Origin of the sequence: Pseudoalteromonas sp. Isolate6 (assembly GCF_022398435.1) — a bacterium.
GTDB lineage: Bacteria > Pseudomonadota > Gammaproteobacteria > Enterobacterales > Alteromonadaceae > Pseudoalteromonas > Pseudoalteromonas galatheae.
In genome coordinates this window covers 1-13,985 of record NZ_JAKEVK010000120.1, presented here as the reverse complement: position 1 = coordinate 13,985, position 13,985 = coordinate 1, and the positions used below count along the sequence as shown (strand labels likewise).

Sequence of the window (13,985 nt, the reverse complement as noted above, 5' to 3'; positions counted from 1 at the left end):
ATTTAATACCAGCAATCATATTAAATTTTATTTTTTACCAGTAACCAATTTTCAATCGTTGAACTTATCAATCTAACACGGTTTAAAATTTTTTCTTTTCTTACTATTGAACGCAAGCTCAGCTGGCATCTCAAAAGTCCAAACCGCTATTTCTAAACCTCATTATATTAAGGCTTCATTCTTAATAATGGGCAGCTTTCACTGCCCTATATACGCTTCATCGGTTCTTCAGGTGGCCTTCATTTTTCGCCAGGCATTTGCCCAACGAGTGCGAGGCGTACGTCGATACCTTCCACTTGGAAATGTGGAACAACATACGTATTCACACGGTAATAACCAGGGTTACCTGGGATCTCCGAAACCGTCACGTTGGCATCTTTTAACGGGTGCGTAGCAATTAGAGACTCGTCTGGATTATTCATCTTAGTAACTAATGCACCTAACCAATCATTAAGTTGCTGTTCTAGCTCGTGACGAGGTTTGCTGGAGCCGATATTTTCACGCTGGATCACCTTCATGTAATGTGCAATACGCGATACCAAGTAGATGTATGGTAATCTTGCATTGATCCGCGAGTTAGAGGTGGCTTCCGGCGTCTCAAAAATTTGTGGCTTTTGCGCACTGTTTGCAGAGAAGAAACATGCAAAGTCACTGTTTTTGTAATAGCTCAGAGGGATAAACCCTTGGTTTGCAAACTCAAGCTCTTTGGTTTCAGAAATAAGTACTTCCGTTGGGATCTTAGTTTCTTGACCACGACCAGCCTCAAAAGAATGCAGAGGTAGATTTTCAACGCGACCGCCAGACTGTGGACCACGAATATTTACCGCCCAACCATTTTGATGGAAGCTACGAACGATATTTGCCGCGAACGCAAATGTCGCGTTACCCCATAGATAACGTTCATGATGCTCACTGCTAACGTCTTCTTGATAGTTAAAGTGACGAATTGGGTTTAAGTCGCCGTATGGTAAGCGCAGTAAGAAGCGTGGGAACGCTAAGCCAATATAACGTGCATCTTCTGATTCACGGAAGTTCTTCCAACGTAAAAACTCAGCACGCTCCATATAAGAGCCCAAATCCTGAATTTTTGACACTTCTTCAAGCGAATCTTTTAAGAAGAACTTAGCACCAACACTACCTAAGAAAGGACAGTGGGCTGCTGCAGAGACCCTTGAAATTTCTTGCAATAACGACACATCCGGCGCTGAACAATCAAATTCAAAGTTTGACACCATAGTCGAAATTGGCTCGCCCCCTGGTGTGTCATACTCAGCCGTATATACCTGCTTATAGAGCGCAGATTGCGTGGTATCTGGTGCTTCTTCGAAGTCATCACGTAGCGTTTCTTTATCAACATCAAGTAGCTCAAGCTTTACGTTTGAGTTATTTGGACAACGATTTACCAAATAACGCAATGAACGCCACGCCGACTCTACTTTTTGAAACTGCGGATGATGTAAAATTTCGTCCAGCTGTTCAGAAATAATTTTGTCAACTTTGGCGATGTAGTCATCAAGTAATAACTTGTCGATACGCGACACTTCTTTGCTGTCATTAGTGGCCATATCTAAAAAGACATTGATAGCAGCAGTTAAGCGCTCATTGGTGTCGGTTTCCGCAAGGTTATTAGCATCACGGAAGTTATCTATGCTGATTTCGCTTGAAACCGGCTCAATAGACACAAGATTACAGATTGTTTCATAAGCTGAAGCTGTCAACGTCTCTTCTTTGCGCGCTTCAACGTTTAACGTTTCTTGCATATTCATCGGTTCGTGTCCTTACTCTTGCGGTTGTTTTTCTTGCTCAGACAAAAGCGGCGCTAACTCGTTTAGGCGTGCTTTTAACTCATCAAGCTCTGGTTTATTTTGCAAAATACGCTCAAGCTCTTTTCTTAGCGTTGAGTTATCGAGCAAGTTAGATTTCAGATCACGTAATAGGTTACGCATTGACATCATCTTGTTAAGCTCTGGCACTTGGGCTGCAACTTGTTCTGGATCGAATGACTTAAAATCATCAAACGTCAGGTTAATACCAATTTCACCATCACCCGCAATTTTGTTCGATACTTGAAAGTTTGCCTTTGGTGACATGTCTTTAAGCACTTGCTCTAAGTTATTTTTATTTATAGCAATGCGCTCTCGCTCTGCGAGGTCACTGTCGTTTTGGCCGTTGGAATAATCACCAACCACCAAAACTTTCATTGGTAGTTCGCTCTTTTGCGTTGCACCTTCGGTTTCCAGCTCAAGCGCTATATTAATCCGCGCCCTTGGGATCTCTTTTTGAAACGTATCAGACATAGTCTTTCCTTATTTAATCAGTCGTTGCGCCTGCCGTTACAAGCCCAGCGGTTAACAATCAAACCCAGTCAATCGCTGAGCTTACTTTGGTTACGAGCATTTTCTGCTTTATCGCGGTTGCTCGTAGGTCAAATTCATCCCCTTGCTCTAGGGATACTACTTCATTGCATTGCTTAGCATAACGCCAAACCTCTAGAGCAAACGACTCATGCCATAAATCCAGTCGGTACTGTTCAATGTCTTTAAGTAACTGCTCAAACATTGGATAGGCAAGATCCGCGCGTTCACTACGCATCAATAAACGCGCTTGATATAACTTTTGTTTCGAAAAATCGAACTTATCCTGTGCGAAGCCTTCCATTAGCTGAAGTGCTTGCGAAAGCTTGTTTTGGTCAACAAGCGCTTGCGCTTCTTTAAATTTGTCCAGCCAAATTTTTTGGCTACCATCGCCGCTTGAATCTTGACCTTGGCTTAGTAATTTATGTTCACCAATTCGTTCACGATTTGCCGAGGAACAGAATTCACTTCCATCTTCATATTTAAGACTTAAGAGTGTTGGATATTGATCAGCGATTGCCGCGAGTTCTAACTCTATCCATAGAGCTTCTTTAAATAGTTTAAGCCCCTCAAGTGCAGAAATAGTCAGCCTTTGTAAATTAAGGTTAAAATGCATCGCCCCTTCCATGAATAAGGCTTCTGCTTTTTCTAATGCCTGAACAAAGTTCTGCGCTGCTAGCGCGTTTTCGATAGGTACAAATGCCGCTTGTCTAGGCGCAGGTAAGCGTGTTTTTAACTCACCATCATGTGGTGGTAACGCAAGCGCCCCCCACCTCACTGCACGTGCCAAACGAATTGCGCGCATCCAATTTTGGCTTTCTTTGTCGTAAGCCAGTAATTTACGAACTTGCTCGGTATAAGCCGAGTCTGACTGTGGTGCTTCCGCGGCGATAGCAACCGTAGAAACGGGCTTGGAGGCAATAGCCGCAGGCTGTGAAGTTGCCGCTACAGGTTGCTGTACTTGAGGCTGCTCTGCTGTGACCACCTGTTGCTTTTCAACGGGCTCTTGTTCAATCACAGTGGGCTTTGCGATCACAGGTTGTGATACCAAACCTTGCTCACACCAGTGTTTTAAATCAGCAAGTGGTCCCGAGTCTGCATCAAGTATCGCAACAGAGTCTGCTGCATATTGTTCAAGTACACGCTTTAACTCTGGCCATTGTTCTGGCATTGTCGCGCTATGCGCTGTCGCAACACCAAGTAATCGCTGTTGTTGTTGTAAGAACCAAGTATGAACCGATGCCCTCGCACGTTCTTTCACTGGGTGGATCTGCGCCTGATACTGCTGCAAAAGCTGATTAAACAAATCTAACGATTGGATCAAACCTTCAAGTCCAAACTCATTCGTCGCGGCCAACGCTAGATACGACGCAATGCGAATATCTTTGGTTTGTTTTTCTAACAGCTCTGATGCCAAAATAAAGTTAGCTTTGAAGTCTGGCTCAGCAACACCTGACGAAGAGGCTTTTAGTAATTTAAATGACTCTTCGTATTTTAAATCGTCACCGCATGGCATGCCGCCTAGAGGCGCTAATAAGTTTTCACGCCACTGCTGCCAGCTCTGATACTTATGTGGTTGACTCATAGCTTACTCCAACTTCTTAGCGCATCGAAAACACTCATATTTGATGCTTTTGCCAATTCATACATATGTGGTGTTACTGGGTGTTGTGGCAAAGTCCCCGTTAGATTAATAGTCGTCGACAAGCTATTGTGCTCAAGCCAAACTGACGCAAAATACGAGGCCGGCATAGGCCTGCAATACACCACCAGCGAGGCTTTCTGGCTCAATTGACCATAGTTATAAAAACACCAAGGCTGCCAGTGATGATCGGCCACCATATTGGTAATGAGATGCAGCCAAAATGCACCTAACAGCTGAGTATCTTCACCCACTTGTGGCATCGGTAACTTCAACCCAAACTGACAACGCAAACAACCCTGGGTTTTGATCATTTTAAGCGCAGACATCACTTGACTGATTAATTGTGCTCGCTGATCTAGATCTTCTAGTTCAAGCGCATCCCATACACGCTGTATCGGTGAAGCTCGTAGTGAAGACATTGCCTTATCGAAATCGATCGGTTGCGAAACCAGCTCGCTTACCTGCTTAAGCTCCTGCGCACTATGGCGCATTTGCTCAACGCTACTGCAATTTCTGATAAGTTCATGGTTTAAACTTAATGACTTAAACGCACTACCACATTCGCTAAACAAAAACGCCGGGTTTTGTTTGTAATCCGCATTACTCGATAATACAAACGAGCAAAATGGGTACTGTCTTCCACTTTTATCTTCACTCGGCTGCAATGTCCCTAATAAACAGTTTTCGTCCTGACCTGAAGCAATAAAAAATAGCGTTGATTGCTCTTTTTGAGCTGCGCCATCGCTTACCAAAGCTTGGCGACTCATGTCTGCAAACCCTTCTTGAAGCCAGCGTTCAAGTGTAATTGCTTCTCTTGAGTCAACGTTAAACTTAATAAAGTCCGCTTGAATTGGGTTTTTACCCATAAATCCAAATGGCTGAGTCGTTGGTACTTTGGCGACTTTCTTATTATTAAAAAAACCGAACATGCCCGTATTACCTCAACACCAAGTTTTCATTAGAAGCCACGCTCACTTTGGTATCAAATAAAGATTCTGGCAGTGCAAACGACGTCATAAAATATTTACTGAATATGCCACTGTTTCTGCTCGACTTAAGTGCGACTTGAACTTGAATTGGCTCAGCAGTGTCTTCAGCTTCCCTTTGCAGTTGCCACGTTGCCATAAATTCGGTGCCACGAACCCACTGCACATTTGCTTCATTCAAGACTTTAAGGAACGCCCAAGGGCCTGATTTCTCGATTTCGATTCTGCGACCTTCACTGTCTAAACCATATACCACCGCTTTTTCTGTTCCAGATCTTGCAGGCCAATTAAAACGACGCCACTCTTCAGGCTCGTTTCTATAACGGTAATTTTGGTCACTAAAGCCAATATACGTTTCTTTTAATCCCTTTTGCGCCACAGGCATCATTTGGAAGCTAATACCCACCTCAGAACCGTCTCGAGGAAATAGCGAACGCGTTACCTTTCTCGCTTTAGTTAGCTTGTCTAGTACACCGGGCTTGAAGCCAATGCCAATGCCATTCCACGTTTTCTCTACCCACTCACCACGCTTTAAACGCAGGTAAGGAGAAAGGTTTTCAGCCATAAACTGCCAAAACACACCCGACTCTTGGTTCAGCAGCTCACTAATATCTTCAACCGCAGCATCTGGACCACTGGTATTGAACGGGTATTTTCCACGGATATTTTCTTTGTATGTTAAAAATACTTGATTAGACCAACGCTCATTGAGTTGTACTTTTGCTTCATTCATTACCGTCTGCACACTCGCCAAAAGTGGTGCTTTTAGCAGTTTTTCAAGTGCTTGTTTGGTATCAGGGTCAAGTGCTCTTACTTGACTTTCCACTACCACCCAAGCACTTTGAAGTGCATGGTTTTTGCTGTCACCGTTCAACAGTGTTTGAGTAAAAGACATGGCCATATAGTCATCGTTGTTACTCGCTGCAATTGTTTTGATATCCGAATGAAAAGCACTCAAAGCACCCAGATATTGCTCAAGATAATCGGAGCGTGCGTTGTCTTCTCCTTTTGCGGTGTAGCGACGCAGATCTGCAAAGCGGCTCGACAGTTCAGGCACACGCTTTCTCGCAGCGGTTTCTATTTTCGCATCTTTAACCTTGTTATTTTTGGACTTTGCAAGTAGTGCATTCGCTTGATCAGCTAGCTTTTCCGTTTCTATCACTTTGCTTGGCGAATCAATTAGATTTACGTTGTCGTCAATTGAGGCCATTAAATCAACTAATGGACCTTCTGGTGATGACAGCTGAGCCAGGGTTAAACTCGCCGCGTTACTAGTATTGAATGGACTTATTTCTACTGAATTTAAAAATTCAAACCATACATTGGCATAGTCTCTGAAATACAGCGCACGAATAGATTTAACCAAAGCGCTTGCTTTTGCTTCATCAACAGAGCCTTGGCTTTCTGAGTTCTCGGTTCCCATAACCCAGTCGCCAGAAAATGCTTTACTCGCACTAACCTTAATGGCGTCATATACTTCGTTTTCCCACGCTTCTTTGGTGTAAACGTATGGAATACTGATTTTGGACTGCAAGAAGGTTTTGTTGTTTTGCTGCATCATTTGATCAAGCGTTAATGCGGCTTTTGATACTGTGACTTTTGCTTTGATCTGCTCATACAGCGCAATCGGCTCTGGCGCACTCATTAAGTCTGAACGAGCCTGGTTCACTAAGAAATCATTACTCTGCCAAATCGCTAGCTGCTGCGGTGCAGGCTCAACCGCTAATTGGGCTAAGTAAAAATCGATTAGTCCTGACAGTTGCTCTGTTAATGCTTGCGTGTCTTCGTTTAGCGTTAGCTCTAGGCGATCCGCCGTGTAGTCTAATAATTCAGACTTGGCATAGTCTTTATTTAAACGTTCAAACTCGTTACTCATCATAAGCTGCAGCTTTAGTGCCTGATAGTACTTATCACGTAGTTTTGGCTCGATACGTTTAGCAACCTGCTCTTCTGTACTTAGCAGCGCAATCCAATTTTGGTGACTTTCAAATAGTGCTTGTTGCACAAGCTCCGAACTTGGTTCACCAATGAGCGCTTGTACACGTTGACGTAATACCTGCTCTATTGGCTTTATGGTGTTGTCAGCACTGTAAACACCAAGTAAGAAATACCAAGGCAGCTTTTTCTCATAACCGATCAGCTCTTGATAGTGTGCAAAAAGAGACAAAGTTGAGTTAAATTGCTCCGCCAGCGGCTGATTTTCTACACGTGTATTAACAACAGCAGTCGTTAATTTATCACTGGTTGTTAAAAGCTGCTGATTGTGGGTATAGGAGTTAACCAATAAGCCCGCAAGTGCAAATACCGACGTTACACACAAGCATACAGCAAAGCCTTTTAGCCATTTTTGTACGCGGCGCTTTTTACGGTTACCTCTGGTAAGGTCTTGTAATTTAAACAACACATCTTTGAATACTTGGTTGATAAAGAACGCAGAAGTTATGCTTTCTTGGCGATACTCAAACAATACTGATCTAAATGTAGACAGTTTGCTCGTTGCGCTGCGCTCAATAGGTGTACCTTCTTGCGTACCAGAGGTAAAATACACACCAGCAAACCACGGTACTTCCTGGTACGGGTTTTCTTTAAATAATGTGTCAATAAACTCTTCGACTTTAGCTGACGCTGCTTTGAACTGATTGGGAAAATCATAAATCAGTTGTTTACGTTGGGCGTTACGTTCACGCGTCATTTTAACTAGGCGTTGATCACATAAGCGCTCATACAAGCCTGTAAGATGTTTTGAAAAGTTCTCGCTTGCCACTTCACCGGTATTGGTGCCATCTTCCTCAAGTAAATACGCGCCCCAGGGTTGCTTACGCTCATCTTCACTTAATTCATTGAAGAAAGGCTCAAAGCCGCTGATCAAATCACACTTGGTAAACACCACATATACTGGAAAGATAAGTCCTAGTTGGTTGATTAACTCATCAATACGAGCGCGGATCTGTTTAACGTGGTCGCGGATCTGTTCGCTGTCAGAAGTCAAGATGTCGGCAACACTAATCGCAACCATCACGCCATTGATTGGCTGTTTAGAGCGGTATTTGCGTAATAGCTTTAAGAATGATAACCATTGATCATTATCTGACTCTTCAGTGGTATAACGACCTGCAGTATCAATTAAAACGGCTTGATCTGAAAACCACCAGTCACAATTACGCGTACCACCAAAACCTTGGATATGCAGTTGATTAGATTTTGAATAAGGGAAGTGCAGTCCAGAGTTTGCAAATAATGTGCTCTTACCTGCAGCAGACGGACCAATGATCATGTACCAAGGCAATGCATACAACGCAGCGTTGCCACGATAGCCTGCACCTAGGTGAGACGCTTTTAATGCCGACAGCGCCTCTTCCATTTTGGCTTTGATTTCTTCGACTTCGGCTTCTGTTCCCGCGTGATTGTTGGCAATTTCTTTCGCTAGCTTGTCGCCAGAACGCTTCACCCACAGCCAACGAACTAATAAAGTAAGACAAAACAAGCCAAATACAGCACCCATCACCATTAAACGATGATTTTGATCCTCAAGGCCAATAAACCGACCTGCAAACCAAATTAGCGTTAAAATTGCGAATATACCGACCCAATGAGCCGTTGCACGAGATGACAAAAATCCTAAGACTAGGTGCACTAGCCCGCTACGATTCACTCCTGACATGATGTTACCTCGCTTTCCCTGTTTTCTCTAACTGCGTTAGGACTTCAATATGCTTATCAATTTGCACCACTTGCTGGTTCGCGCGATTCTCAATAAAATACGTTGAACCAACATACATACTAGCAAGTAGGGCGAGCGTTACTGATAAAATAACCCAGTACGGGAGATTTCTTCCCACCTTGGTTACCATACTTTCTTGTGGTTTTGCATTATCAGAAAGCTGTAATTTTGCCGGCCCCGTGAGCTCTTCTAATTGTGATCTAACGTCCAGCATCAACGCTTTGAGTTGCTCCACGCCTTTGATCTTATAGATACCCTCAAAGCCAAGTTGTAAACAAACAAAATAGACTTCTAATAAAGTGCGTTGCTGTGCCGCTGCACGGCGGATATTTTCAAGCTTTTCAAAAAAAGCTTCCCCCGCACGCATATTGCCAAACAACTCTAATTGTAAAGGTCGCGCCATCCATTCCATACTATACGGCTTCTGCGCCGTCATGATTTGCTCGTCGACCAAAGCGGTTAATGCAAATTTGGCTTCTTGCATGTCTGATGCACTGATCCGTGCGTCATAACAACTTTTTTCGTATTCATCAAAAGCATCCATGACTTTACTGCGTAGACCATCAACTCCTTGATGATCAGCCCCACCCTGGCGAATTGAGGTAAGCACCTCAAGTACCGGAGAAATGCAGGCGACTAGTTCAGATTTATTTTTCGACGCTTCCATGACCTTTACCTACTAACTATTTACTTGCCACCGAAACCACTTCAAGTTTCACGCCTTGAAGGCTAAATGGCACAAAAATTCTTAACGCTAATTCCTGTACAACTTGTTCCCAAGCAGCTCCGTGTGGTTCGACTTTAAAATATTCATAACCACCTTTAACCGATACTCTATTCGGTGGACGCTGACAGTGTGTTAACTTCACACCACCAAGCGCTGACGCAATTAAGATTTCCAATTGACTAGGCGCTGCCAGCTTAACCTGCTCTGCAAATAGCTCAATCCACTGGGTAGATTCATGTTCATAGAAAGCTGCAATATACAATTCACCGCGAGTCAAGGTCGTGCTTTCTAAGTCTTGAACTTCGAAAATAGACTGAGAGATAGCACTGAGTACTAAATCAGACGAGCGTGCTGCGCTTATCGAACCAATCAGAGTCTGAATGTGAGATTCAATCAAACCAAAGCTGCGCGTTAGGTCTTGATGGTCATAAACTGGTAGCTCGAACTTACTGGCTTCTGGCTCAAAATTGATCAGTTGACAGATCAGTTTATTTAGCGCCATAAATAAAGCATCAGGACTAATTTTGGCTGTATTACTAAGCTGCTTAATCTCAGGAAAAACAGAGCTAAACGTTTGTAATAACAAAAAGTGTTTAAGCTCTGTTGGACCAAAGTCTTCTACAATTCCCATGCTGGCACGGTTGGTAAACAATGCCGTGTACTTAGCTTCAACCATGTTGACGAGTTTATTTACGCGCTCGGCTAAATATCCAAGGGCTTTGATATTTAATAACGGTGGAATATAACTTGAGTCAATTTCAAACTGCCCATGCTCACCACGAACCACTTTGATGCAAGGGAGTTGCTCAATAAAGCTATTACTTGCACTGTACTCAACCAGCATAAGTTTGGGCTTAGCAACCATTACTTCTGCTTTTCGGTTTGGATCATGTGCATCTTGCATTTCAACAAAATCACAATCATAAGCACTGAGCTGCCCAGTTTGCGGGTAACCTTGGATATTGCTTACTGAATGATTATTCGCAAGCGCCACACTAATAATGTATTCGCTTTTGTTATCCTCGAGCTCAAACATAGGTGCTTCGTTGTCAGCAAAAATATGATGGATATGGCGACCACTTTTGAAAATTGCAGCAATACTTTGCAGTTTGACTACGCCTTTGGCCAATGCTGATTCATCAAAAACAACTCTATCCAAACCAAATGCGTTTTCTCTAAGGCTTTGCTGTACACTCGCTAGTTGAGATTGCTGATATTGATCAAATAGCTGCAAGTGCTGCTGACTGAGCATTAGCCCTTCAGCCCAAACGGGCTTATACACGTTGTTGCGCTGCATTACTTATCCTCCTCAACTTCAGGTAAGCGGAGAGAATTACTGGTAATTTCAATATCTAGAGAAGTAGATAAGGGTACTGGCCAATCATTTAAGTCATAAAATGCGCGCCAGTTTCCACCCGTTCGGTCTCTAAATAAGGCCACAAACGCAACATACTTGGCTGATTCAGCTTGTTCAAACTCGATTTTAATACGATCTGAGGGGTTTACGGTGCGCTCTTCCACCGTGACCAAAGTGTTAGCCAGAATTGATTTGTCTGATTTCCAAAGCTGCTCAAATGTCGAATTTTTAAACGCTTGAATATCAGTTAGTTGATATACCTTTAATACCACAGGTAGTGGTTCGTTAAACTGGTTTAAATTTATGTTATCAGTAGCCGTCACGTCTAACTTAACGTAAGTAGACATACAACCAGTTAAAAACAAAACCATTATAAATAAAGCATTCCTAGCCATATCCGCCTCAATTATAAGACATCCAAATTAGATTATTGGAAACAATTAATCTTTTTAATTTCCAGTACAATAGTGAAAATACATTTGATTTAACTATTTAACAAGAAATTACATAGACCAAGTATGCAGTTTGTAACTGAATACTAAGTTAACATTCGAAAATCTTCTTCAAAATTATGCAAACATATGTTTTTTAAGGGATTTTACTTTTTATAGGCATTCAGAGAGGAAGTCATAAAGCTTAATGAGTAATTCAGTTTGCATTAAGCTTTCTTACGACTTGTTGAGATAGACACTTCCCTGAAAACAAAAACCACACTAAACATCTGGACTTTTGATGTACATTCTCGAACGGCGCATACGATACACAAACGAATTTTTTAGATCAACCATAATATCAAATTAATATTATACCACTTTAAAAAACACACTTGCATTCCAGCCTAACGATGTAATAGCCTCTGTTATTATATGAATTATATTAATAACAGATAATTACACGCAAAATAACCATTTACATATGATTAACCAAAACCAGCAGACTATTGTGATGACCTGCGAGCAAACAAAGGTTAAATATCGTGCACACAGAGATCGCAATTTACGGTATTAGCTAAACAAGCAATGTAGCAAGTTTTGAATTAACTACTTGTATTAATGGTAGTTTTATTGAATATAGCACTTTAGCATCAAAGTCAGATCTTCCTGACGAACTTTTGGCTGGGAATGATGTAACTTTTGAAACAATCTGTTCAGGTCAACAGAGTACTTTTTTCACGGCCGAACGCTTTGACATTTGTAACGGACGACTTTGGAGAATACCTATGCTTGTCAATTAACTTTAAAGCCAAGGGTCGAACGACTAAAACAAACAGAAAAATGCCAGTTTTTTGTAAAAATCAATGTACAATCTTTGATCAACTCAATTTTATTAAAAGTGGGCTATTCATAAGACCGAATAAAATTGCAAGTCACTAAAGATCTGGCCACACTACAGCAGACAGACAAGCGCTAGAAAAAAGCGACACTTTTTCACCCGACTCTTAGCAAAATAAGGGTTAATTTATTGGCTTAAATGCCATGATTTTATTGAGTCGTTATGATTGCAAGGAGTAATTGAGTTGCCGAACACTTTATGAAACTCTTCTTTAAAGCGACAGAAAATGAACAAAGCAAGTTTACTTATCTATGAATAAGGAAATACCTGATCACCACGGAACAGCATTTTATCGTTTTTTGGTTTCTTTGATCAGTTTTATCGTTGCTGTATTGATTAGCAGACAGAGACATAAGCTAGTTCAACTATGGGTAAAAGTCGTTGTGTTACTAACATCGGTGCTTTCATTTTTATCTTTATGTTTATACTTTCAGGCCTATTTTACACTAAGGTTATCATGGGTAATGCTGCGAGTCAGTCGATCATATTTATACTGGTGGGTTTTGGGGTCCCCAAATTTTTAGTGCATACTAAAGCCATCAGTAAAACCAGGCCAACATTTACCGCCAAAATAACAAGGAGTTAGAATGCGAGAAGAAAACCGACGAGTCCCTCAACAATTGGGCCAGTATCTATATCAACAAATTAAAGAGCCATGGAGTGAAGCGCGGCTCGTACTGGACTACCATGACGATAATATGCCTAGGTGTTCCGCTTTTTACTATGACACCAGCACACCAAAACAAGCACACGTTATACCAGTAAGTGATGAAATCTCTGTTCTTTTTCTAAGCTTGTTCGAAAATGCAACATCAAATCAAGAAGAAAATTGGCAAAAGGCTATTTTCTCAGTACAGCGCAGTGGCCAATTTAGTTTGAACTTTGAAACTGCTGATAACGAAGAGTAAAAGACAAATATATTGTCCCCGATTGGCCATGCTAAAAGTATGGCTGATCAAACCAATGCCAACTATTGCTTAATACCCAGCTAACGTATCACTAAATAATGAGTAAACTACAAGGTTATCTGCTACTTCTAGAATAGATTACAATCCTTCATCTATGGCTGCTCTTCGCTTGGTAACGTCTCTATTTAATTGAAGGATAATTTTCAGGTTTGATGCTAAAATAGGTACTCAATTCTAATACTTATCGAGTAATTAGATATCAAGGACTAGAATAATATATGAAAGCAAGTTTTCAAATTTCGCAGAACAAATCTCACTTCCCACAGATTCAAGATAAATTACATGCTAAGTCTATAGAGTTAGAATTTTATGGCATTGACCCTAAAGTTCAATGCATTGAGCAAGTGGAACTTTTTTTTAATAGACCAACTCATCTTTCTCTAAATTTATCTATCGCTGAAACACAATACTACCATCAACAATTTATCAATAAATCACATGACATTGCGTCAGCATTAGGGTTTAAACCAAACTCGAAACCTACATCCAGTACACTGGTCGTTCTGGGCTTAGGTGCTGGTTATCATGTTCCCGCATTACTTAACAAGCTAAATTATATAGATGTGATAATTATTGAGCAGGATCAAAAACTTGAAGCCTTAGGCCGGTTTAACATCGATCTTGAAACGATAAAAAATGAGTGTAAAGCACGCGGCGGTAATCTAAAGCTCTTTAAATGTAAGAGCTATAGTGACTTTTTAGATAGTTTAGCATCCTACTCATCTGAGCGAAGTTGTGGAATATTTAGTGATATCAGTTTATTTAGACATTATAACTGTCAGTTATTTGAAAAAATATATGACTCATTTAAGGAATGGAGAAACTCCTTCGTAAGTCTATGGGGCTTTATGGAAGATGAGATGATAAGTTTAAAACATTCCTATCAAAACATAAA

10 protein-coding genes are annotated in these 13,985 nt (G+C 41.4%); 2 read left to right on the top strand and 8 right to left on the bottom strand.

All coding sequences use genetic code 11. The annotated features are described in order from the left end of the window. Positions 1-239 precede the first annotated feature (239 nt). The 8 genes from tssC to tssJ are packed head-to-tail and all read right to left on the bottom strand — an operon-like array spanning position 240 to position 11,161. Entirely contained in the window at positions 240-1,766 is a 1,527-nt protein-coding gene (tssC, locus tag L1D50_RS15285; protein WP_010377056.1) for a type VI secretion system contractile sheath large subunit, read from the bottom strand. 12 nt (positions 1,767-1,778) lie between these two features. After that, positions 1,779-2,297 (bottom strand): type VI secretion system contractile sheath small subunit, encoded by a 519-nt coding sequence (gene tssB, locus L1D50_RS15280; protein ID WP_128728171.1) that lies wholly within the window; start codon positions 2,295-2,297, stop codon positions 1,779-1,781. 58 nt (positions 2,298-2,355) lie between these two features. Next, positions 2,356-3,939: a TssA family type VI secretion system protein gene (locus tag L1D50_RS15275; RefSeq protein ID WP_239966339.1), complete on the bottom strand. Its 1,584-nt coding sequence runs from the start codon at positions 3,937-3,939 to the stop codon at positions 2,356-2,358. Continuing rightward, on the bottom strand, positions 3,936-4,928 hold the full coding sequence (gene tagF, locus L1D50_RS15270; RefSeq protein ID WP_138522816.1) for a type VI secretion system-associated protein TagF: 993 nt from the start codon (positions 4,926-4,928) through the stop codon (positions 3,936-3,938). The genes L1D50_RS15275 and tagF overlap by 4 nt, the downstream gene beginning before the upstream one ends. 7 nt (positions 4,929-4,935) lie before the next feature. Next, entirely contained in the window at positions 4,936-8,646 is a 3,711-nt protein-coding gene (gene tssM / locus L1D50_RS15265; RefSeq protein ID WP_128728174.1) for a type VI secretion system membrane subunit TssM, read from the bottom strand. Between the two features lie 4 nt (positions 8,647-8,650). After that, positions 8,651-9,373, bottom strand: a complete 723-nt coding sequence (gene icmH, locus L1D50_RS15260; RefSeq protein WP_239966338.1) for a type IVB secretion system protein IcmH/DotU — start codon at positions 9,371-9,373, stop codon at positions 8,651-8,653. A gap of 16 nt (positions 9,374-9,389) precedes the next feature. Further along, a complete protein-coding gene (gene tssK / locus L1D50_RS15255) occupies positions 9,390-10,730 on the bottom strand; it encodes a type VI secretion system baseplate subunit TssK (protein WP_138522818.1) in 1,341 nt (446 codons plus the stop codon). Next, on the bottom strand, positions 10,730-11,161 hold the full coding sequence (tssJ, locus tag L1D50_RS15250) for a type VI secretion system lipoprotein TssJ (protein WP_010377046.1): 432 nt from the start codon (positions 11,159-11,161) through the stop codon (positions 10,730-10,732). The genes tssK and tssJ overlap by 1 nt, the downstream gene beginning before the upstream one ends. A gap of 1,548 nt (positions 11,162-12,709) precedes the next feature. On the opposite strand from tssJ, the gene L1D50_RS15245 reads away from it, so the two are divergent. Together L1D50_RS15245 and L1D50_RS15240 are read left to right on the top strand one after the other, a co-directional pair. After that, positions 12,710-13,030: a hypothetical protein gene (locus L1D50_RS15245; protein WP_128728177.1), complete on the top strand. Its 321-nt coding sequence runs from the start codon at positions 12,710-12,712 to the stop codon at positions 13,028-13,030. A gap of 278 nt (positions 13,031-13,308) precedes the next feature. After that, positions 13,309-13,985: hypothetical protein (locus L1D50_RS15240; protein ID WP_239966337.1), on the top strand; the 677-nt coding region annotated here is incomplete at its 3' end.